The sequence below is a fragment of the Cocleimonas flava genome (assembly GCF_004339015.1).
In the GTDB taxonomy this organism is placed as follows: Bacteria; Pseudomonadota; Gammaproteobacteria; order Thiotrichales; family Thiotrichaceae; genus Cocleimonas; species Cocleimonas flava.
Map to the genome: position 1 here is coordinate 100,690 of NZ_SMFQ01000002.1, position 21,576 is coordinate 122,265.

At 41.3% G+C, this 21,576-nt stretch carries 20 protein-coding genes; 7 read left to right on the forward strand and 13 right to left on the reverse strand.

Annotated features, from left to right (window positions below):
- Window positions 1-84: 84 nt before the first annotated feature.
- The 5 genes from trmB to mqo form a co-directional block, all read right to left on the reverse strand.
- Window positions 85-825 carry a tRNA (guanine(46)-N(7))-methyltransferase TrmB gene (gene trmB / locus EV695_RS00465; RefSeq protein WP_131903968.1) on the reverse strand — a complete coding sequence of 247 codons (741 nt, stop codon included), beginning with the start codon at window positions 823-825 and terminating at the stop codon, window positions 85-87.
- On the reverse strand, window positions 800-1,576 hold the full coding sequence (locus tag EV695_RS00470) for an HAD family hydrolase (protein WP_131903969.1): 777 nt from the start codon (window positions 1,574-1,576) through the stop codon (window positions 800-802). Before EV695_RS00470 ends, trmB begins: the two co-directional genes overlap by 26 nt.
- A 178-nt stretch (window positions 1,577-1,754) precedes the next feature.
- Window positions 1,755-2,147: a 30S ribosomal protein S9 gene (gene rpsI, locus EV695_RS00475; RefSeq protein WP_131903970.1), complete on the reverse strand. Its 393-nt coding sequence runs from the start codon at window positions 2,145-2,147 to the stop codon at window positions 1,755-1,757.
- Between the two features lie 4 nt (window positions 2,148-2,151).
- On the reverse strand, window positions 2,152-2,583 hold the full coding sequence (rplM, locus tag EV695_RS00480; RefSeq protein ID WP_131903971.1) for a 50S ribosomal protein L13: 432 nt from the start codon (window positions 2,581-2,583) through the stop codon (window positions 2,152-2,154).
- A 284-nt stretch (window positions 2,584-2,867) separates the two neighbouring features.
- Window positions 2,868-4,355 carry a malate dehydrogenase (quinone) gene (mqo, locus tag EV695_RS00485; protein WP_243651407.1) on the reverse strand — a complete coding sequence of 496 codons (1,488 nt, stop codon included), beginning with the start codon at window positions 4,353-4,355 and terminating at the stop codon, window positions 2,868-2,870.
- A 554-nt stretch (window positions 4,356-4,909) separates the two neighbouring features.
- Between mqo and EV695_RS00490 the strand changes: the two genes are divergently transcribed.
- From EV695_RS00490 to EV695_RS00505, 4 genes are read left to right on the forward strand one after another with little or no spacing between them, the layout of a single operon-like run.
- Window positions 4,910-5,941, forward strand: coding sequence for a YiiX/YebB-like N1pC/P60 family cysteine hydrolase (locus tag EV695_RS00490; RefSeq protein ID WP_243651409.1), 1,032 nt, complete (start codon window positions 4,910-4,912; stop codon window positions 5,939-5,941).
- A gap of 10 nt (window positions 5,942-5,951) precedes the next feature.
- The gene (locus EV695_RS00495; RefSeq protein WP_131903974.1) at window positions 5,952-8,375 is read left to right on the forward strand and encodes an acyl-CoA dehydrogenase; all 2,424 of its coding nucleotides are present in this window, start codon (window positions 5,952-5,954) and stop codon (window positions 8,373-8,375) included.
- Window positions 8,368-9,684, forward strand: a complete 1,317-nt coding sequence (locus EV695_RS00500; protein ID WP_207906908.1) for an acetyl-CoA C-acetyltransferase — start codon at window positions 8,368-8,370, stop codon at window positions 9,682-9,684. Before EV695_RS00495 ends, EV695_RS00500 begins: the two co-directional genes overlap by 8 nt.
- Window positions 9,681-11,654, forward strand: coding sequence for a 3-hydroxyacyl-CoA dehydrogenase NAD-binding domain-containing protein (locus EV695_RS00505; protein WP_131903975.1), 1,974 nt, complete (start codon window positions 9,681-9,683; stop codon window positions 11,652-11,654). The genes EV695_RS00500 and EV695_RS00505 overlap by 4 nt, the downstream gene beginning before the upstream one ends.
- A gap of 28 nt (window positions 11,655-11,682) precedes the next feature.
- Here the strand turns inward: EV695_RS00505 and EV695_RS00510 are convergent, their stop codons facing one another.
- The 5 genes from EV695_RS00510 to EV695_RS00530 all read right to left on the reverse strand — a co-directional run bounded on the left by EV695_RS00510 (window position 11,683) and on the right by EV695_RS00530 (window position 15,989).
- A complete protein-coding gene (locus tag EV695_RS00510) occupies window positions 11,683-12,789 on the reverse strand; it encodes a M28 family peptidase (protein WP_131903976.1) in 1,107 nt (368 codons plus the stop codon).
- Window positions 12,790-13,033: 244 nt separating this feature from the next.
- Window positions 13,034-13,909, reverse strand: coding sequence for a LysR family transcriptional regulator (locus tag EV695_RS00515; protein ID WP_131903977.1), 876 nt, complete (start codon window positions 13,907-13,909; stop codon window positions 13,034-13,036).
- Between the two features lie 506 nt (window positions 13,910-14,415).
- Window positions 14,416-14,856 carry a DsrE family protein gene (locus EV695_RS00520; RefSeq protein ID WP_131903978.1) on the reverse strand — a complete coding sequence of 147 codons (441 nt, stop codon included), beginning with the start codon at window positions 14,854-14,856 and terminating at the stop codon, window positions 14,416-14,418.
- A 350-nt stretch (window positions 14,857-15,206) separates the two neighbouring features.
- On the reverse strand, window positions 15,207-15,497 hold the full coding sequence (locus EV695_RS00525) for a DUF6172 family protein (RefSeq protein ID WP_131903979.1): 291 nt from the start codon (window positions 15,495-15,497) through the stop codon (window positions 15,207-15,209).
- A gap of 288 nt (window positions 15,498-15,785) precedes the next feature.
- Window positions 15,786-15,989: a YgaP family membrane protein gene (locus EV695_RS00530; protein ID WP_131903980.1), complete on the reverse strand. Its 204-nt coding sequence runs from the start codon at window positions 15,987-15,989 to the stop codon at window positions 15,786-15,788.
- Between the two features lie 1,037 nt (window positions 15,990-17,026).
- Between EV695_RS00530 and EV695_RS00535 the strand changes: the two genes are divergently transcribed.
- The 3 genes from EV695_RS00535 to EV695_RS00545 all read left to right on the forward strand — a co-directional run bounded on the left by EV695_RS00535 (window position 17,027) and on the right by EV695_RS00545 (window position 18,207).
- Window positions 17,027-17,362, forward strand: coding sequence for a PAAR domain-containing protein (locus tag EV695_RS00535; RefSeq protein ID WP_131903981.1), 336 nt, complete (start codon window positions 17,027-17,029; stop codon window positions 17,360-17,362).
- A gap of 97 nt (window positions 17,363-17,459) precedes the next feature.
- Window positions 17,460-17,792 (forward strand): DUF1840 domain-containing protein, encoded by a 333-nt coding sequence (locus EV695_RS00540; protein WP_131903982.1) that lies wholly within the window; start codon window positions 17,460-17,462, stop codon window positions 17,790-17,792.
- A gap of 160 nt (window positions 17,793-17,952) precedes the next feature.
- Complete coding sequence (locus tag EV695_RS00545) at window positions 17,953-18,207, forward strand: hypothetical protein (RefSeq protein WP_131903983.1); 255 nt, start codon at window positions 17,953-17,955, stop codon at window positions 18,205-18,207.
- Window positions 18,208-18,292: 85 nt separating this feature from the next.
- Here the strand turns inward: EV695_RS00545 and EV695_RS00550 are convergent, their stop codons facing one another.
- From EV695_RS00550 to EV695_RS00560, 3 genes are all read right to left on the reverse strand, one after another.
- The gene (locus tag EV695_RS00550) at window positions 18,293-19,327 is read right to left on the reverse strand and encodes a polysaccharide lyase (RefSeq protein ID WP_131903984.1); all 1,035 of its coding nucleotides are present in this window, start codon (window positions 19,325-19,327) and stop codon (window positions 18,293-18,295) included.
- Between the two features lie 106 nt (window positions 19,328-19,433).
- A complete protein-coding gene (locus EV695_RS00555) occupies window positions 19,434-20,819 on the reverse strand; it encodes a class II fumarate hydratase (RefSeq protein ID WP_131903985.1) in 1,386 nt (461 codons plus the stop codon).
- Window positions 20,820-21,062: 243 nt separating this feature from the next.
- Window positions 21,063-21,398 carry a TraR/DksA family transcriptional regulator gene (locus tag EV695_RS00560; protein ID WP_131903986.1) on the reverse strand — a complete coding sequence of 112 codons (336 nt, stop codon included), beginning with the start codon at window positions 21,396-21,398 and terminating at the stop codon, window positions 21,063-21,065.
- Window positions 21,399-21,576 lie beyond the last annotated feature (178 nt).

Here is a 21,576-nt window from a genome sequence, read left to right on the forward strand (position 1 = left end):
ATATGATTATTTTTGTAAGCTTTTAACCAGCTTATTTAGTGAGTAATAAACTCGCTTAGCTTTGTTCATAAAACTCGAATAAGATTATAGGACATATTTACAACGATATAGATCCTGACCAGCCTCCTTGTATTTTTTCTCAAATAAAGTCAAAGGCTTAAAAGACTCACCAACATCAATCACCTCAACGCCAGAACTTTTCACACCCTCTAAACCGCTGTATGCAAGGGCCTGACAAAACTCGTCTGCATAAACTTTCCAATTGGTTCGCAGTTCGACCTCCCCGCCTAACGCCAATAAAGACGGATAAGCAGGGTGCGCGTGCCAGCGACGTTTCAAATGTTTGGATTTAGGATACGGATTAGGATACAAAATGGTGTGCTTTACTGTTTTCCACCCTGCTCTTTGCGCCAACATCCAGAAGTCAGCACAATCTGCCTGAACTAAAATCGCATTCTCAGGAACGGAGTCGTCATATTGTTTCGATAATCTGACTTCCGAACGATCTATCCCAATGACTAATGCATCTGGATTCTGTTTAGCGATTATTCGGGTACTTACTGCAGTCCCACAAAAAGAGTCCATAAGTAGGGGGGTGCCTTTAGCTAATGCATCTTCTACTTGCTGTTGAATTTTACTAAAAGCGTCTAAGGTGTGTTCTGCAATGGGTTTTCTATAAGTATTCCCACAATGCTTACGCACGACTTTTTCGAGATTTTCGTGAATACCTTGCTGCGCATCAGTGATCGCGCGGGAGTTATTTTTATGGTCTTGATTAAGATCTTGATCAAGATCTTGGCTAAAGTTTTGTTCTAGTTTTTCCATGTATCTGCTTGAGTAATTCTATATCAACGTAATCATAGCCCATTGCGTCACCCTCTATCACTGTAAAAGGTGAATTAGGCTCACCAAATTGATCTAATACCAGACTGGCCCCAGTGAAATCATCGTCTTTGGTGTAATCGTTAATGGTAATAATGGTTTTAAGCTTTGCGCCTAACGAAGATTTAATCCCATTCATTGAATCCTCAAATGCCAGACAAGCTTCTGCTTTGATATTCATCTGTTGCAAAGCCCAGTTATAAATATCAGGCGCTGGTTTTTTAGCAGGGACGATATCCCCTGCTGCGATTACTTCAAAACAATCGATAGATTCCTTACCTAAGCTTGACGAAAGTAGATAGGTCACATTTTCAGGCGTGGTTGTCGTAGCAATTGCCAAACGCAATCCTGCTTCTCGCGCTGACAGGATCAATCTTTCCACTCCTGATCGTAAAGGAATAGCGCCAGACTTGAGTAACTCTAGATAAAAATGCGTTTTACGCTTATGTAAATTTGCAATAAAAGTCGTGATGTCTTGTTCAAGCTTGAAATCATTCAAGTATTTTTCAACATAAAAGCGAATACGTTCTTTTCCGCCAGTCACTTGCAATAGTTTGCCATAAAGCTTTGGCGTCCAATCCCAATCCAGCCCTGCTTCGGTAAACGCTTGATTGAAAGCAATTCGATGACCATCGCGCTCGGTATCAGCCAATGTTCCATCAACATCAAAGATCAACGCTTCTAACTTACTCATAGACTCACCATCTCAATGTTTATTAAGAGGAAAACTGTACGTGAGAGATGAATTAGAAGCTATATAGCTTATGGGTAAGCAATTTATATCTAATTATTATTAGCTACAAACAAAAAAGCCATCGTAGATACGATGGCTTTTTTGGTGTGTTTCTGTAAGAAACAGTAAACGTTGTAAATTAACGTTTAGAGAACTGAGTCGCTCTACGTGCTTTACGAAGACCAACCTTCTTACGCTCAACTTTTCTTGCATCACGAGTTAAGTAACCCGCTTTCTTTAGTGTACCGCGTAGGCTTTCATCGTACTTAAGTAATGCACGTGCAATACCTAAACGAATCGCGCCAGCTTGACCACTGTCGCCACCACCTTTTACTGTAACCATAAGGTCAAAACTTTCACTGTTCTCTGTAGTAACCAATGGTTGCTTAAGAATCATGTGAGCTGTTTCACGTCCAAAGTACTCTTCAAGTGGAAGCTTGTTGATTACGATGTTGCCCGTTCCTTTGCTCATGAAAACACGCGCTGAAGAAGATTTGCGACGTCCGGTTCCGTAGTATTGTGTAGTTGCCATGTTTTTAAATCTCTAATGCTAGTGGTTGCTGAGCGTGATGATTGTGCTCAGGACCTGCGTAAACTTTTAATTTTCTGTACATCTCACGACCTAAAGGACCTTTTGGAAGCATTCCTTTAACTGCAAGCTCGATAACACGCTCAGGCTTGTCATCTAACATCTTACTTAAAGATGCTTCTTTCAGATTACCAACATAACCAGTATGTCTGTAATACATCTTGTTCTTAAGCTTGTTACCAGTCACGTAGATTTTCTCAGCGTTAACGATAACAATGTAGTCACCTGTATCAACGTGTGGTGTGTATGTCGGCTTGTGCTTACCACGTAAACGTAAAGCTACTTCACTTGCCAAACGTCCAAGTGTTTTACCTTCAGCATCGATGACAAACCAGTCACGTTTTACTTCAGCAGGTTTAGTACTAACTGTAATTCCCATTTCAATTCTCCAGAAATGAAGGTCTATTCTTGCAAAAGCCAATGACCGCTCGACACACTCATCAACTAATAAATTATGAATGAACTGATTACTCTCTATCTAGGTGTATAAAATACACAAAAGATTCTGTTGAGCACTCAGATTCAAAGAACGCGACATTTTAGGAGAATCCCACCCAGTATTCAAGCAGTACTTTCAATTAAATCCTTTTTTTTACTAATAAAAGGCACATCTGCTTCAAATATGGATTTAAAACCTAAACAATATCGTTTTTTTACTCTCGATTATTTCACTACATCAAGTTTAAGGGTCGATAATGTATCTTCGCGAATACTCATAAATAAATTTTCATGAGATACAATCGATATACCGTAAGACGGAATAATCTCTTTAACTCTGGTTTGCCATTCTTCTGTGGCAAGCCGATCAGCAAAACATTCTTCAATCGTTTCTAATATTATGGGAACAAGTAATGAAGCCCCCGGGGATGCACCTAAAAGCGCAGCCAAGGTTCCATCAGAAGAATGCACGACTTCGGTACCAAATTCGATCTTACCGCCATCTTCTTCACACTTCTTAATGATTTGAACACGCTGCCCTGCGGTTAATAAAGTCCAGTCTTCTTCTTTAGCTTCCGGGTAATACTCACGTAAGGCTTTCATGCGCGCGCCTGATGACTGGAAAGTCTCCTTGATCAAATACTTGATCAAATCAAAGCTTTTCATACCAACTCTCATCATTGGCCAAATATTATTTAAACGAATCGATTTAAATAAATCCAACACTGAACCTTTCTTTAAAAACTTTGTGGTAGAACCCGCAAATGGTCCAAATAATAATGCCTTTTCATCACCAATGATTCTGGCATCTAAATGCGGCACCGACATTGGTGGTGCGCCTACAGAAGCTTTACCATAGACTTTGGCCATGTGGCGTTTAACAATTTCCGGGTTTTTACAGACCAGGAATTGCCCACTCACGGGGAAACCACCATAACCATTTCCTTCTGGAATGCCTGATTTCTGTAACAAAGGTAGAGATGCTCCACCTGCACCAATAAAAACGAAACCAGCTTTGATATCGTAATTTTCAGCAGTTACTTCATCTTTCAATGAAACCGTCCAACGCTTATCAGCATCTTGTTTTAAATCTTTTACTGACGTATTCAGCAGTAAGTCGAAATGATCCTGCGTCTTCATGTGCTCGATCATACCTAAACTTACAGCGGCAAAATTCACATCAGTGCCATACGGAACTCGCGTCGCTGCAACTTTTTGAGAAGGATCTCTGCCTTCCATGACCAAAGGCATCCATTCTTTTATTTCTTCAGGATCTTCCGAGAATTCCATCGCCGCAAACATAGGGTGACCTATTAGCGCTGCATGACGCTTGCGCAAGAATTCAACATTATCTTCACCCCAGACAAAGCTCACATGAGGCACAGGGTTAATGAATTTTGTAGGTTCAGGCAATGCACCCAATTTAACTAGATACGACCAGTATTGAAGACTTACTTCGTACCTTGCATTAATCCCGTAAGCCCTTTCAACATTCACACTGCCGTCTGGCTGTTGAGGGGTATAATTAAGTTCACAATAAGCGGCGTGCCCTGTACCTGCGTTATTCCAACCATCACTACTTTCCTGCAATGGTTTATCAAGACGCTCAACAATAACAACAGATAAATCAGGATCCAATTGCTTCAGCATAGAGCCCAAAGTGGCACTCATTGCTCCTGCTCCTACCAGTAGAATATCAACTTCTTTAATCATAATTATTTTTATACGACGGTTTATTTAATAGTTGACGTAATAGTAAAGGCAAGAATCGCTCTTTTCCATTCATTACTTGAATAGTGGGATTGAAAAAAGAGTCTGATTAGCCGAAGTTCCTTATTTAATAAGGCTCCCAAGGCATTCACAAATATATAATAATAATTATCACTTTTTCAGTAATAACAAATTTTATTAGAATAAATGGAGTTTACTTAGTAAAACTAAGGGTTTAAACCAACTAAAGCAGAATAGATTATTGCTTTTTAGTCTTTTCTCAGCAAAAAAAAAGCAGCTCAAATTTGAGCTGCTAAATACCACCAAAGGAGGATGGATGAGGGAATCAGTATCTAAACTGAATATTCTTATATAATAATACACTTATATACTAATGTCAATTAAGGCTAAAAATAAAAAAATAACTTAATCATGGGTCTAAATATTCTTATTAAACGTTTCTATTTATAATCTAATACAGTTATATCTTCTCTTATAAGCTAAACTAAAAAGGCTGTATAATTAAAGACATAACATGAAATATGAGGAATAGATTCATGTTTAATAGCTTACGCAACGCACTCTGGGAAAATATTGTTGGCTGGCTTAACGATATCCCCAAAAGCAATCAAAACATGCAGGCAATAAATAATTATGAGGATATGCTTCGTAATTTACGCCCTGCTGACGTCATCCTATTTGAGGGAAAAGCCCGCGTTAGCGAAGTTATTAAAATCATCACTCTTTCACCATGGACGCATGCCGCACTTTATATAGGCAGTCTCAACGAAATTACCAACCCTGAAACAAAATCAATAGTAAAACAACATTTCGATGGTGACCCAGATGAACCCCTTATCGCTGAATCACTATTAGGGTTTGGTACCGTTGTTAATAAACTCTCCGACTATAAAAACGATAACCTTAGAGTTTGCCGACCTGAAGGCTTGAGCGTTGAAGACCAGAATGAGGTTGTAGGATTCGCCGCCGAACATTTGGGGATTGAATACGATGTGCGTCAATTACTCGATTTAGCGCGTTTTATGTTTCCTTATGCTGTTTTACCCAGACAATGGCGCTCTTCCCTGTTCCAGCATAATGCCGGAAGGCCAACTAATATTGTGTGCTCCAGTATGATTGCGCGATGCTTTCATAGTGTTCACTACCCCATATTACCCACCATAGAAGGCGATCATAAAGATCAGCTTAAATTCCATAAACGCAACTTCCGTTTATTCGTGCCATCAGATTTTGATTACTCACCCTATTTCGATGTACTTAAGTTTCCAGCCTGGCCCATCTCCTTGAGTCAAAGCTACCGGGATTTGCCTTGGCACGAAGAACACATAGAAACCGCATTAAAACCACAAATTATTTCGTCTGATGACAGTAATGATAAAAGCAACAATGATGAAATCGATAATGGTGCTGATACTGATGATCAGAAAAATGATTTAGTTGGTGTATCAAATACTGCAACAGTTACAATTGAAGAAAACCAAACAGAAAACAAAAATTCGACTGCCAGCTTTCTAGAAACTTTAATTAAAAAAACAAGGTCGAAACCAGAAACTAAATTACCTACCTAGGAGAAAAGCCATGCTTTGGTTGTTAGCACTACTAATTATTATAGGGGTCGTCGGCTATTTGCGTTCATCCTTAAACCACGCAAGCTGGGCAATCGGTGCCTGGCTTGTAGTCACTGCGTTTTCAGGTGCTTTATTCAGTTGGCTTTTGGTAATCTGGGTTCCTGTACTGCTGATCATCACCCTGATTAATATCCCGAGTTTACGTCAATCGCTGATAAGCAAACCTGCGATGAAGTTGCTTAAAGCCAATCTTCCAACTATCTCGAAGACCGAACAGGAAGCACTCGATGGCGGAAATGTCTGGTGGGATGCGGAACTATTTTCAGGAAAACCAGACTGGACGCGTTTGCGCGATTTATCTTCAAGCGTATTAAGCAAAGAAGAACAAGAATTTCTTGATGGCCCGGTAGAAACGCTATGCGGCATGCTGGATGACTGGAAAATCACCCACGAACTTCAAGATTTACCTACCGAAGTTTGGGACTATATAAAAGAAAACCGTTTCTTTGGCATGATTATTCCCAAAGAATATGGCGGTTTAGGATTTTCTGCGCACGCTCACTCACAAGTGGTGATGAAAGTTTCAGGTCGAAGCATAACTGCAGCTGTAACCATTATGGTGCCGAACTCACTTGGCCCCGGTGAGTTGCTGATGAAATATGGCAATAAAGACCAGAAAGATTTTTACCTGCCGCGACTCGCTGTCGGTAAAGACATCCCGTGTTTTGCCTTAACTGGACCAGAAGCAGGCAGTGACGCAGGTTCAATCCCGGATATCGGTATCGTTTGCAAACAAGAATTCAATGGTGAGAAAGACGTCCTCGGTATTGGACTGAATTGGGAAAAGCGCTATATCACTCTCTCGCCAGTGGCGACATTACTCGGTTTAGCTTTTCAGCTTTACGATCCTGATGAATTATTAAGTGATGATATTGAAAGAGATGGCGATCACATCGGCATAACCGTTGCGTTGATTCCAACCAACACACCAGGCATCGATATCGGCAAACGTCACTTCCCTCTTAACAGTCCTTTTATGAATGGTCCTAACTGGGGCAAAGATGTATTTATCCCTATGGATTGGCTCATCGGTGGCGTCGAAAATGTTGGTAAAGGCTGGCGCATGCTGGTTGAATGCCTGGGCGAAGGTCGCGGTATTTCACTGCCTGCACAATCAACTGGCGCAGCTAAATTAGTCTCACGTTACACCGGTGCTTACGCCAGAGTGCGCAGACAGTTTGGTCTACCTATCGGCTTGTTCGAAGGTGTTGAAGAACCACTCGCGGAAATTCTTGGCAATACCTACATCATGGATGGCGCGAGAAAACTCACCACAACTGCGTTAGACCAAGGCCAAAGACCGGCTGTGGTAACCGCATTACTCAAATACCAACTTACCGAAAGAATGCGAGTTGTGATTAATAATGCAATGGATATTCAGGGTGGATCAGGTATCTGCCTTGGCCCATCGAATCTACTTGGCCGTGGTTATCAGGCGGTTCCTATTGCGATTACGGTTGAAGGTGCCAATATCCTTACGCGCACACTCATTGTGTTTGGTCAGGGCGCTATTCGTTGCCATCCTTATCTATTAGATATCATGAAAGCAACACAGGAAGATGATCTTAAAACTCTTGATGAAAAATTATTCTCACACATCGGCTTTGTTGTAAGTAACCTCTCTCGTAGTGTCTGGTTCGGTTTAACCAATGCTATTTTTGAAGTACCCGGTACACCATTAACGCGCCAATACTATCGTCGACTCACACGCTTAAGTGCAGGCTTCGCATTATTGTCTGACTATGCATTATTAACTCTCGGCGGAAGTCTTAAACGCAAAGAAAGACTCTCGGGTCGATTTGCCGATATCCTGGCCAATATGTACTTGTGTTCAGCGGCATTAAAGCACTTTGAAGATCAGGGCGAGCCTGAAGCTGATCTTCCGCTATTGCATTACGCCTGTCAGTCAACCATGCACGATGCACAACAGGCGATGTTAGCGGTTTTTTACAACTTACCCATTTCACCCATTGCCAAAACCCTGCGCGCATTAATGTTCCCATTCGGCAAGCCCTACTCGCCACCTTCAGATAAATTGATTCACGAAGTAGCTCAACTGGCTTTAAGCCCTTCTGCAACACGTGATCGTTTAACCGAAGGTTGTTATCTTACCGATGACCCAAATGATCCTGCCGGCAGAATCGAACACGCATTCAATCTGGCAATTAAAGCCGAAGCTCTGGAAAGCAAGTTCAAGAAGCTGATGAAAGAAGACAAACTGAGTAGCAGAACACATGAAGAGCGCATGCAAGAAGCTGTCGACAAAGAATTATTGACCGAAGCTGAGGGCAAACAATTACATGAATTGTGGCTAGCAACCAGAGAAGCTATCCGCGTTGACCACTTTACCACCAAGGAATTAAACCGTGCCTAAAACCTCTAGATCGAAAACCAGCACGCAAATCGCAAGACCTGTTTATCTTGTCGATGGTGCGCGCACGCCATTTTTAAAAGCACCGGGTGCACCCGGATTATTCAGTGCGACGCAACTTGCACTCGGCGCCACTAAACCACTTATGTTAAGACAACCTTTCGAAGCATCTGATCTGGATGAGGTTATTTATGGCTGCATGATGCCCAGTGAAGACGAGGCAAATATCTCACGTGTAATCGCATTACGCATGGGTGGTGGCGATAAACTCACGGCCTTCACCGTGCAACGCAACTGTGCCTCAGGCATGCAAGCTATCGATAATGCAGTGAGAAATATCTCGCACGGATACGCCGACATGATTATGGCAGGTGGTGTTGACGCCATGAGTAGAGCGCCATTATTACTGCGACAAGACATGGTGCACTGGTTAGCCAACTGGAATAAAGCAAAATCTGCAGGCGCAAAAATCAAAGCACTAGGTAAATTAAAAGGCCGTTATTTCGCGCCAATTATTGCGCTTCTGCGTGGTTTAACTGATCCTGTAGTGGGTTTGAATATGGGTCAAACTGCCGAAAATCTGGCGTATAAATTCAATATTAGCCGTGAGCAAATGGACGAATACGCGGTACAAAGTCACTTGCGTTTAGTCGCCGCGATGGAAGCAGGTTCGCTTGAAGAAATCGAAGCGATTTATGATGATTCAGGAAAGATGTTTGATGCAGATGATGGCGTTCGACCTGATAGTTCGGTAGAAAAAATTGCCAAACTCAAACCTTTCTTTGATAAACCTTATGGAAAAGTGACACCAGCAAATAGCTCACAAATCACAGACGGTGCAACCAGTTTAATCGTTGCCAGCGAAGACGCCGTCAAAAAATACAAGCTATCACCTATCGCCCAATTAAGCCCTGCCCAATGGGCTGGTTTAGATCCCGCTCAAATGGGATTAGGTCCGGCGCATGCGATTGTAGAAACACTGAAATTCCACCATTTGATTATGGAAAATATAGATTACTGGGAAATCAACGAAGCCTTTGCCGCGCAAGTACAAGCCTGCGTGCTGGCACTGAACGACACAGAATACTGTAAGAATGAATTAGGCTTACTCAAGGAAGCAGGAAAAATTCCGATGGATAAACTCAATGTTGATGGGGGTGCAATTGCACTCGGCCATCCAGTAGGTTCGAGTGGTGCTCGCATTGTGCTTCATTTGGCGCATGTGCTTAAACGGGAAAATGCCAAGAAAGGCATCGCATCACTTTGTATTGGTGGTGGTCAAGGTGGATCAATGTTGGTGGAGGCGGTATGAGCAACAGTATAGAAAATAACAAAAACACTTACGAAAACCTTTCACTCTCTGTTGAAAATGAACTCGCATGGTTAACACTCGATGTTAAAGACGAAGCAGCAAATGTGATTAACCCTGATGTTGTTGCAGAACTATCACAAGCCTGTGATGAAGTCAAAGCCATGTCCGGCATAAAAGGCTTAATTATTCATTCGGGCAAACCCAGCGGCTTTATCGCGGGTGCAGATGTGAAAAAATTCACCGAAGTCACCGACACGACACAAGCCTTGGGGTTTATCCACGCAGGTCAGGCTGCCTGTCAAAAAATTGAAGACTTGTCGATTCCCACTGTGGCGATGGTTCAAGGTTTTTGCATGGGAGGCGGTTTAGAAATTGCATTATCTTGTGACTATATAGTCACTGACGATTCACCATCGACCAAACTTTCACTGCCCGAAGTCAAACTAGGCATTCACCCTGGCTTTGGTGGCACGGTTCGCTCGATACGCCGTATGGGTGTATTAGCCGCAATGCCATTGATGCTAACGGGTAGAAATGTATTACCGCGCCAGGCTAAAAAAATGGGACTAACGGATTTGTGCGTACCATTACGCCAGCTAAAAGCCTCTGCGATTCAAACGGCTTTACGCAAACCACCGAAACAACAAGCGCCCAAATCTGCAATGTTGCTAGAAGCTGGACCGATGAGAAAACTAGTCGCAATGCAAATGCGCAAACAGGTTGCCTCAAAAGCCAAGCAAGAGCACTACCCTGCCCCTTACGCCTTAATCAATATTTGGGAAATGCACTGTAGCAAAAGCAATGATATGTACGCTGCCGAGGCAGAGTCTGTTGCGCAGTTAGCGATGACTGAAACTGCACAGAATCTGGTACGTGTGTTCTTCTTACAAAATCGTTTGAAAGCATTGGGTGATAAATCACTCTTTTCACCCAAACATGTTCATGTCATCGGCGGTGGCGTGATGGGTGGCGACATTGCAGCATGGTGTGCTATGCAAGGTTTTAAAGTCACCATTCAAGACCTTAGCCAAGATGCATTAGGCCGCGTGGTGGGGAGAGCTGTAAAAGGTTTCAAACGCCGTTACCGCAAAGACAAATTCCGTATTATGAATGCTCAGGATAATCTCATCCCTGATTTACATGGCCACGGAATTAGCAAAGCAGATGTAATTATCGAGGCCATTTTTGAAAACCTTGAAGCCAAGCAAACGATATTCAAAGACGTCGAAGCCAAAGCTAAACCAGACGCGATCATCGCGACCAATACCTCTAGTATTACGCTAAATGAAATTGCAGAAGTCATGAAGCAACCAGAACGATTAGTCGGCCTGCACTTCTTTAATCCCGTGTTTAAAATGCCGTTATTAGAGATTATCTACACTCCTGATAAAACAGATCCTAAAGTCATAGAATTGGCTCAATCGTTTGGCGCTCATATTGGCAAACTGCCGTTACCTGTCAAAAGCTCACCGGGCTTTTTGATCAATCGTATTTTGATGCCTTATATTCTTGAAGGTGTAACGATTCATCAGGAAGGTGTTCCGGCCGCTGTTGTCGATAAAGTCGCTGTCGATTACGGCATGCCAATGGGACCGTTAGAGCTGGCTGATACTGTCGGTCTGGATATCTGTTTGCACGTGGGGAAAATTCTTGCAGATAAGGTCGGCGTGACCTTGCCAAACACTCTGGATAGTGAAGTAGAATCCGGTCGATTAGGTAAAAAATCAGGACAAGGTTTCTATAATTGGAAAGCAGATAAGAAAGTTAAGGAAAAAAACGCCCCAAAGTGGGGGGGTGACCTTGATCAATTAGAAAAGCGTCTCATCGATAAGTTTTTAAACGAGTCACAGAAATGTCTCGATGAAAGACTGGTAGAAGACGTTGATTTACTCGATGCTGGCGTGATTTTTGGAACAGGTTTTGCCCCGTTTAGAGGTGGTCCAATGAATGTGATTAAAAACGCTGGATAAGAACTCACTTTTTAAAGAGATCTTTAAACTACAATTCAGCGGATAAGCCCTTGCGTTGCTCGGCAATCAAAGGCTTATTCGCTGGCTCTCCAGAATCCATCACCACCTGATATAAACCCTGTACCAGCATTGCGATCTTTTCATAATCGATCATTTTTTCAGGCTCGAGCTTGGCGGTTGATTTTGATAGACTGCGTCCCCTTCCCGTTTTTGGCTCACCCTTTGTTCTCAGCTCTGCGGTATCGCTCATCAACACGGCGGGATAACCCATTTTCCAATAGTTTTGGTGATCGACCGATTTCGACCCTAAAAGATTTTGCGGAATACTCTGCGAATAAAGCGGCAATTTCGACACGCGTTTAAAACTGCGCTTCAACTGCCTTACTTCGGTAAAATCCGTTAAACGTCCGGTGAGATTGATGTAATTCCCCTGCTCTGGATAAAACAGTTTCATAAAATTATACGGATGTTTCTGGCTTTGCTTATCCGAGTTATAGATACCGACGCTGTCTAGCGACACCATCAAACGCACTTCTTTTCCGGAATCTTTTAAGGACTTCGCATGAATATAGCTACCGGTAGTTTCAATGCGATTCGATTGATTACTGGATAAGGGATACGCGACTAACACCACTCGTAACGGTAACTTTTCTGCATTCTTTGATAAGTGTCGCGCCAGCTCTATTAAAGCCGATACACCAGATGCATTGCCTTCGGTTTCATGCGAACTATTTTCCGCATCATAATGGGCGCCAATCACAAAAATATCTTTGGAATCTGCGCCTAAATTGAGTAATACATTTTGATAATTACCCGCCAGCGTTTCGATCGTTTGATATTCAACCCGACCCAAACCGATAAATTCATTCGCGATATATTTGGCGGTTTTCTTTAATTGTGCGCTGTCGAGGGTACGTGGCGCATATTTATTCGTCAGCAGACTGACATGCCTTTCCAGACGTTTCACATCGATCTCGGGAGCTGAATCTTGCTGAGCGAAAGAAAAAATTGGTTGCGTCACCGTAAACCAGATCAACACGCTTGCCACAAATAATGCGATCAGCCAATCCGTCAGTTTGCTAGCTAGCTTTTTAGCGAGTGAATTCGCGAAAGAATTGGCAACTATTTTCTGCATGCATCAATCAACAGTGGACATCACAATAGACATCGATAAGGGGCAAGAAAATCAATGTCTCACAGCAGTTCATTTTTATTGGGGAGATACATACCAACGGTATGTTTACACCGATTAAAAAAAGCTAAAAGAGAGAGTTGGTCAAAGAATAAACAAACAAAGCCACCCCCCTACTTTGAGGGACTTTTTTCAACGCATCTCAGGCAATCATTTAGATTCCTTTATGTAGGCTAATTCACTGCTGTCACGTTCGTTCGGCTAACTGCGATTGCAATTCCTGATACAACAGTTGTGAAAGCTCAGACGATGATGTGCCTTTTCTTTGCACCAGCACTACATGGCGATGCACTTGCGGTTCACCAAAAGGGAATATTCTTAGATTTCTCGCGACTTCTGGCGACACTCTGCCCATGGGAACAATTCCGCTACCAAGCCCAGCCAGAGTCATTTGCACGATGGAATCTGTTGAGTCTAGCTCCATCGCTTCGTCTACATTTAGATGAAACTGTTTCAGCGCTTTATCAATCTGAATACCTAAACCTGCATTTCGATTGAGCCGAATAAAATGATCAGCTTCGAGCGCTTCTCGCCACGATTGCGGGTTTTTGGTTAAATCTGAAATTACCACCAGAGGCTCGCTGAAAATAGGAATTCGCTCCATAGACTCAGGCAGCTCAGTGACATCACTAACGATAGCTGCATCCAGTTCTTTACGCATTACCCGTCGCATGAGAATTTGCGATTGACCTTCTTCGATACGCACCCTAACTTGAGGGTAGCGCCTAACCAGCGAACGTAATGTTTCTGGCAATAGTGATGGCGTGATACCGTTGATGGAACCAATGGATAACCGTCCACGAATGGTACTCTCGGTCGCGGTAGATTTAAAATCATCAAACTCCTCAACCAGTTTACGCGCACGCTCTAGTAATGACTCGCCCATTGTATTTAAACGAGGTGGTCGCAAAGATCGATCAAACAATTGCAGGTCTAACTCTTCCTCCAATTGTCGGATTTGCTGGCTAACCGCTGCGGGTGTAATAAATAATAGCTCCGCCGCATCTGCAAAAGAATCAGCTTCCGCCACCGTGATTAACGCTTGTAAATGTCTTATCTCCATAGATTAAGTGTAGCTTAATCTATCCAAAAATAACTATCGTTTGATTTAATTTATTCTCTGCATAACAATTAACACTCGTTTGATTAAACGTATTACATGAATCTTTTATAGGAAAACATAGGAATAAAATCATGGAAACACTTGAAGAGATGATCCCTTATTTAGTCGTTATCACTTTCTTGGTCGCTTTCAACTTGCCTTTTTTATTAAGTTAAACGCAGCCACCTGATGAATGAAAAATTAGAAATTAGAAGTTAGAAGTTAGAAATTAGAAATTAGAAGTTAGAAGTTAGAAGTTAGAAGTTAGAAGTTAGAAGTTAAAAAATAGAAATAGAAATAGAAAATAAACAAGTACCAGCAAGCAATATATACAGCGCTGGAAACTAAATCATAATTAGAAAATTCAGTACCGCAAAATAAGTTAGCCCAAGTTAAAAAACAACTCTCCAAAAAAAAGCGCTCAGTAAGAGCGCTTTTTTTATATCTCGAATTTAGAGTAGATTAGATTAATAACTCAAAACCACTGTATCATCGGCAAACAACGCAGGCCAGGTCACATCCGAACCGCCTACAACCACACCGTCAATAAGATCTTCTTTACTCAAACCACCAACATTCTTCATGCACATAGGGCATACAATGACCTTGCCACCCGCTTGCATAAAATCAGCTAACATTCCTTTTAATGATTTACCCGTCGAATGTTTATGCTCAGGAATATTCTTATCCGCGATTCTTACGCCTTCAACATTCAGGAAAATTGTCACCGGAATTTTCTTCTCCATACGCACCTTCATGCTAAAGCCAATCGCCATTGCTGCTTTGTTAATGTCATCACTGGTTATATTTACGAATAACTTTTTACCATCAGAATCTGCATACACGCCTTGTGAAAATGCCACAAAAACCAGCGCGAAAACCATCAATATCTGTTTAACACTTTTCATATAAAACTCCCAAGCCCCAAGATTAATGAGAATAGAAAAATCAAGCCACACAGGGCTAAATGCAACCTTTCATGAAAAAAGCATAAGGCTTTAGATAAGGGGAGTAATTGACAATTATTAAATTAGGAAGGGTTATTTTTTGAAGAAAAAAACAGAAAGTCACCCCCCTACTTTGGGGGCGTTTTTTTACATAGAGCAAAAGCAGAAAGCGTTTGCAGGTGTTTGGGAAACATTAATATGTGCCCAAACCAGAGATGACAATTCAATCTTGTCATCCACAAAGTATTACCGAACATTACCGGAAATAAATAGCACAAAATGACTTAAGACAGTCATCAGCAAACTATTCCTTAATCATTCTCATCAATGGTTGCAACGCCTTTAGCCGTTAACTCCACGTAGATGGTTTTCGCATTATTGACGACTAAATCATCAATGCTATCGGTGAGTGCTAACAACGGTACTTTGTTTGCCGTTTCTTCTGTTTGGCCAACTTTGCAATCGAAGCTCCAATACTTGGCATCAGTCGGTAAGTTTTTGCTGCGTTCTTTTTTCAGGAATTTTTTGATCTCGTGTTTAATCGAATCGACGATACGAGGTGTTTTGATTTTCGGGTGTACTAGCTTAAAAGTCTTTTTCATTGGAATCCTAATGGGATGAGTCACTCATTAGCCAGAAATTAAAGCTAACAAATAATTTAAGAGTAAATACAGAACACAGAATAGCGTCTAACGGCGCGCAGTGTACATTTGAAAGAATGATACTACAAGACCTTGCGTTCGGATGAAATAAGGTAGGCTTTAAATACGTTATACGAGAAAAAGATTAAAACAGAAGAGTAGACCCACCCCCCTACTTATAGGCACTTATTTAAAAAAGTACCTATAAGTAGGGGGGTGGGTCTATGAATACTTTACGAAAATAAAAAACTAAGACGATGACTTATCCTTTTTCACTGAACAGGTATTAATACCAAACATCGCATACGGTGGACACCAGCCTACTAATCCCGTTAATAACGGAACAGCACCAATCAGACCCCACCAGTTTTTCGCATAAACACCCCAAGCTAAAATAACCAAGCCTGCGATCACTCTTATAACACGTTCATATTTACCGATATTAATATTCATTTGAATCAACCTCTCGTAATTTAAACACTCACCCTAAGCGATGAGAATAGATAAGAAACTAAGGTTCGTTTTTCGGGGAACTCGCCTTATTAACAGCAAACACCTGTTTACTGTCCACAGACAAAATTTATACCCATCCGCAAAGAAAGTCTATTAGAATATTCTTATATATTGAAATGGCTTTCAGAAAATGAATAGACGTTTGATACAAAAACTCACGGACGTTATTGCAAGATTAAAAGACCACTCATCCTAAAATAGATCATTAGCATTCAGAAAACTTTCTTCAATCCTAAAATAAAAAACTTGATTATTTTTTTACGTCAACTTGTCCACAATATCTGTGGATAAGTCTGTGCATATCACTATGAATTAATCCTAAGGAGGGCGGCACAAATAGGATTTTTACTAATTGCTTAATTTTTAACCAATCAGCATTAATCATTATTATTCAATAGCTTACAGAGACTAATTAAGCAAGAAAAGCAAAAAAAGAGCGGATGTTACATTTTTATGACATTTTAATACTTGCTTTTTTGCTTGTGTATAAATCGAAAAATATACAAATTTTGGCATCGATTTCGCTAAGTCCTTGTTAAGTTTAGATTAAGGGAGTTTAGTGCAGAGCAAATCAGATTAAGTATCAATGATTTATCGACACATAAATCATTTGAATGAGAGTTATTTACATAGCATGTATAATTTTTCAACGTAAAAATTTAATCACTCAATTTGAAGCGTTGTTTTATTAAATAGATACGATTGGATAGGTTTATGTCACCCCCCTACTTTAAAGCCGTTTTTTTAAAAAAGTGCCCCAAAGGTGGGGGGTGGCTTAATGTCTATTCTAAGAACTACTCTAAAAACTAATCTAAGAAACATTCAAAAGTAAATAGTCTATACTCTTAAAAGACATTAAAAGCGCCCATCAAAACCGCTGTCAAATGACTTCCCCCCAATGATTATGTCTAAAAAACACAACGTAAACAGGTGAAATTTTTAGTAGGTTTAATAACCGATAATTAGGGAGATTGATAATGAATGACGCACAAATTATTCAAAAGTTACAACAACAGATTCAAGAGTTACAAAAAACAATTAAGGCTCTGGAACCGCTTACGGAAAAGATAAAGGTTATTGGCCCTAATATAACTTTTGAAACACAAGGCACTATTGAGTTTAAGGCAACCAATATTAATTTTAAGGCATCAGGCATCTTAAATATGAATACATCAGGCACCTTAAATTTAAAAGGGTCGATGATTAAAATGAATAATGGGAATAAACCCGCTGCGCGTTTAGGCAGTAAAACGGCAGGAACACAGGCAATGCAAACGGTTCTGGATGGAAGCCCAACTGTTTTAATACCTTAAAAGTATGCTGGCCTTTTGGGATTGCCAATACGGATGGCGCATCTTGTCAGGCCATACTTTTCCGACCTAGTCGATTTGTTATTTTGAGAAAGTTATTATGTTAGTAAAATTCAGTAGTACATCGGGTCAAACGCTTTCCATGTTTGAAGATCAGGCGAAAAAAATGCTACGTGCGATGGATATGACCGGAAATATTCCCGGAGCAATTAATCCTGAAGATCTTCAGGCGGCACTAGACCACCTTGAAGCCTCTATAGAAGCTGAAGCGAAAACAGAAAAACCAATGGAGTTTGGCGATGAGGTTTTTGATGATGAACGCAAAGCCATCGAAAGACAGATTGTCAGCGCTAAAGCCAGAGCCTTTCCATTGATGGAGTTGTTACGATTATCTATCAAGCAACAGAAGAGCGTTATGTGGGAATATGAATAGCAAAGATACGGGATTGAGTTTCTTATCTTGATTTCTTATCTTGGTTTCTTAATACAGCGTGTTGCTATACACTCCTGCAACACGCTTTTCGACCTAACTTTTTCACGTTTAGTTGAAATTAAATATCAGATAAGCAATTAACACATCAAGAGACAAACACGTGACCAATATAAAAGAAAAATTCCTTAAAAACCTTGAAGCACAGCTGCGTGAGTCGATGACTGTAGCGAGAGCTGGCGGTAAAATCGCTGATGCGGATAAGCATCGCTGTGAAGGTTTTATGCAGGCAGGTGTTGAGTTGGAGCTTGTGACTGACGAAGATATTCAGGAATTAATAAAAGCAGTACATGTCAGTGTTTATGGTGAGTCGATTACTGCACGCCGTGGCAAAGAAAAGCTGGGAAGCCTGCACTAGGCTTCATTCGCTATTAGACTTGGCCAAGCCCTTAATTAGCGGCTTAATATAGCTACCTGAATAACACAAATAATAACTGCTGTTACTAATTTTCCCTGACGACAAAATCATCAAAGTAAATATATTCATCGTGCGGATGCGATGAGCTTTCTGGCGTATTGCCGCCAAAAAACGTACTGAAGAGTAAGGAATCTATAGAGAGTTCGGGCACATCACGAAAACGTATATTGTTGCAATCGACAACGAGTTTGTCGTCAAGCCAGATTTTTAGTTGTCCGTCACGATTACCTTCTGCAATTTTATCGGTGGTAGCAACTTTATCTTCAGTAGTTACGCTATCTGTGTTTTTCTCAGGCAAGGTATTCATTTTAATAAACTGTTTTATTTTATAAAAACGCTCTGTTTTAAAACGGAATTCGAATTCGTCTGCGGCCCATTCGGATAAACATTTTTTGCTGCTGTCGTCATCGAAAGTGAAGTACTTATTGCGTTTGATGACACAGAGTTCATGATCTAAACCATAACGCGGGCAAGCGTCTTGATTGTATTTGTCATCGCGCATATCCGGATAGTAAAGATAGCCAAGTCCGCGACCTAATTGACCCCACATGATGCGAGATGTCCAGCCGTTTTTTCCGTTTGCTGTTGCGCCGCCACTGATGGTTTCTCCGCCCATTAGACCTGGAAGCTTGCCACCAAAGAGTCCTTCGCGGTCATATAAAAAGCCTTCTTTGAACATGACTTTATATTCGAGCGAGAGTTGTTCGTATTTTTCAGGAAATTTCATCACCCAGGTTGCGCCCGTAAGCGCAGAACCGAATAAGTTTTCAGGGTATTTTATTTTTAGTATGTGATTGTCGTTTTCATCGATTTTTCTATCAACCACATTCACACGATTTTGACTTACCCCAAGGTTTAAGAAGTGAACTTTAGTGCTTAAACTTTGCAGATTTGGCCAGTCTTCGACGAGATCTTCTTCGGTATATAAACCGGTTTCGCGGTTCTCGAAGTCCTGACAGAAGATGGGTTTTGGCTCTTGTTGCTCACTACAAAAATCAGGTGAAGCGAAAAGTGAGTGTGTGGCAAATAATGGTAGTAATAATAAAAATCTAGGGAACATATAGCTTCACTTAAAATGATTGAACAGCGAGTTTCGGTGGAGTTTATCCTATTTATTCGAATAAATAATGTAAGTTATCAATACTTAACCAGCGTTTTATTTATTTTTATTCTGTTGGCTTGGTCAACTGAGTGGGATCGAGTAAACGCTCTAAGGTTTCTCTGTCTAAATCTGTCATCTCTAATGCGACGTCAATTAACGGGCGTTGTTCGGCATTGGTGCGCTTGACGATTGCCGCCCCTTTTTCGTAACCGATAACCGAATTTAAAGCGGTTATCAGGATAGGATTTTGCGCCAGTGTTTGCGCTAACTTTTCTTGCTTGTAGTGCATATTGGCAATACTGGTTTGGCCAAGTTCCTTCGAACCCGATGCGAGAATATCGACACTTTGCTGAAGATTGTGGGCAACCAGTGGCAACATCACATTCAACTGAAAATTACCGGATTGCCCTGCGATAGTTAGTGCAGCATCGTTACCTATGACTTGGGCCGCGATCATACATACCGCTTCGGGTATCACTGGATTTACTTTACCTGGCATGATGCTACTACCTGGTTGAATGGCGGCTAATTGAATTTCACCTAAACCTGCGTATGGACCGCTATTCATCCAGCGTAGATCATTACTGATTTTCATCAGACTGGTGGCGAGTGATTTGAATTCTCCGCTAAGACTTACTGCGGTATCTTGTGAGTTTAAACCTCGAAAAGTATTTTCAGCTTGTTGAAACTGGCGCGATGTAAATTCTGATAAGTAGTTAGCAACCAGTTTCCCAAAATCAGGGTGCGCATTGATACCTGTGCCTACGGCAGTGCCGCCGATGGCTAGATTGCTTTGCATTTCTTCAGCGATATTCGTTATACGCTGTTTGTGTGCGTTTATTTGAGATGTCCACGCGCTAAGTTCTTGAGCAACGGTTATCGGCATTGCATCCATCAAATGAGTACGCCCAGTTTTAATCAATTCGCCTTGTTTTGCGGCGATTGAATCGATGCTTTGTCTCAAAATCTCAAGCGCTGGCAACAGCTTATTATGAACCGACAGCGCAATGCTGAGATGAATACAGGTCGGAATAACATCGTTGGAGCTTTGGCTTTTATTAACGTGATCGTTAGGGTGAATTTTCTGACCAGAATAACTGCTCGCGAGATTAGCGATCACCTCATTGGCATTCATATTGGTGCTGGTGCCAGAACCCGTTTGAAATACATCGATAGGGAATTGCTCATAGTGCTGCCCTAATGCAATTTCCAAAGCGGCTTTTTCTATGGCTTGCGCGGTGCTTTCATCGAGTAAACCCAGCTTATGATTGGCATGCGCGCACGCACTTTTTATTAACCCAAGCGCCTGAATAAATTCTTTCGGCATCGGAATGCCACTGAGTGGGAAATTCTGAATCGCCCGTTGTGTTTGAGCACCATAAAGTGCGTCAACGGGGATTTCTATTTCACCCATGCTATCGGTAACGGTTCTGGTTTTATTCTGTTTCATGCTCAAATACTCTATTGGAAATTGTCTGAGTTCGTTAATGTAACTAAGCTTAGTTACTAAGTTTAGTTAATAACAATACTTTAGCATGAGAGTTGAGATGTGGATTAGTTGAAAGTCATTAACTTGATGAGAGACATAATCTTGATGTAAGACATAATCTTGATGAAAGCCAATAAAAAACCAAACGAAAGATTGAAATGAAAGCGCCTAATTTATTGCTTGAACCTCATCCCAAACCTTTCTCTAATCGGCGCATTTTAAGCAGCGTGTATAGGTTGGGTCAGCATCTAAGCGTTTGATATCGATGGCTTCTTCACAATAGAAACAAAAGCCGTATTGTCCCGATTCAATGCGGCGTAAACCACCTTCAATGTTATCCGCCTGCATTTCCCGACGACGAGAAGCTTCCAATGACATTTGCTGGCTTTGCATTGCATCCATCCGCGAAAGCCGGCCCACACTGTTTTGATCAAGAATGACAGTCTCGCCAGATTGAGCAAATTCTTCTTCTAATTCATGCAGACCTTGCTGCAGTTTAAGTAATCTTTGTTTGAAATTGTTCAATTGGGTTAGGGTCATTACAGTAGCCGTTTGTTGTTTGGTGTGTGTCTATTGTACACCCCCCTACTTTCAGGCACTTTTTTATTCATACTTTAGATAACTTCACGAAACATCCGTTTAATAAACCTAGGTAATTAGGGATTTTAAACGTGCTGTAGGTACTAATGCATAGTGTGCGGACATCCAGATTGTTGAT

Coding starts and splice junctions, on each gene's coding strand:
- trmB (WP_131903968.1), bottom strand. CDS start 825: ATGGAAAAACTAGAACAAAACTTTAGCCAAGATCTTGATCAAGATCTT.
- EV695_RS00470 (WP_131903969.1), bottom strand. CDS start 1,576: ATGAGTAAGTTAGAAGCGTTGATCTTTGATGTTGATGGAACATTGGCT.
- rpsI (WP_131903970.1), bottom strand. CDS start 2,147: ATGGCAACTACACAATACTACGGAACCGGACGTCGCAAATCTTCTTCA.
- rplM (WP_131903971.1), bottom strand. CDS start 2,583: ATGGGAATTACAGTTAGTACTAAACCTGCTGAAGTAAAACGTGACTGG.
- mqo (WP_243651407.1), bottom strand. CDS start 4,355: ATGATTAAAGAAGTTGATATTCTACTGGTAGGAGCAGGAGCAATGAGT.
- EV695_RS00490 (WP_243651409.1), top strand. CDS start 4,910: ATGTTTAATAGCTTACGCAACGCACTCTGGGAAAATATTGTTGGCTGG.
- EV695_RS00495 (WP_131903974.1), top strand. CDS start 5,952: ATGCTTTGGTTGTTAGCACTACTAATTATTATAGGGGTCGTCGGCTAT.
- EV695_RS00505 (WP_131903975.1), top strand. CDS start 9,681: ATGAGCAACAGTATAGAAAATAACAAAAACACTTACGAAAACCTTTCA.
- EV695_RS00510 (WP_131903976.1), bottom strand. CDS start 12,789: ATGCAGAAAATAGTTGCCAATTCTTTCGCGAATTCACTCGCTAAAAAG.
- EV695_RS00515 (WP_131903977.1), bottom strand. CDS start 13,909: ATGGAGATAAGACATTTACAAGCGTTAATCACGGTGGCGGAAGCTGAT.
- EV695_RS00520 (WP_131903978.1), bottom strand. CDS start 14,856: ATGAAAAGTGTTAAACAGATATTGATGGTTTTCGCGCTGGTTTTTGTG.
- EV695_RS00525 (WP_131903979.1), bottom strand. CDS start 15,497: ATGAAAAAGACTTTTAAGCTAGTACACCCGAAAATCAAAACACCTCGT.
- EV695_RS00530 (WP_131903980.1), bottom strand. CDS start 15,989: ATGAATATTAATATCGGTAAATATGAACGTGTTATAAGAGTGATCGCA.
- EV695_RS00535 (WP_131903981.1), top strand. CDS start 17,027: ATGAATGACGCACAAATTATTCAAAAGTTACAACAACAGATTCAAGAG.
- EV695_RS00540 (WP_131903982.1), top strand. CDS start 17,460: ATGTTAGTAAAATTCAGTAGTACATCGGGTCAAACGCTTTCCATGTTT.
- EV695_RS00550 (WP_131903984.1), bottom strand. CDS start 19,327: ATGTTCCCTAGATTTTTATTATTACTACCATTATTTGCCACACACTCA.
- EV695_RS00555 (WP_131903985.1), bottom strand. CDS start 20,819: ATGAAACAGAATAAAACCAGAACCGTTACCGATAGCATGGGTGAAATA.
- EV695_RS00560 (WP_131903986.1), bottom strand. CDS start 21,398: ATGACCCTAACCCAATTGAACAATTTCAAACAAAGATTACTTAAACTG.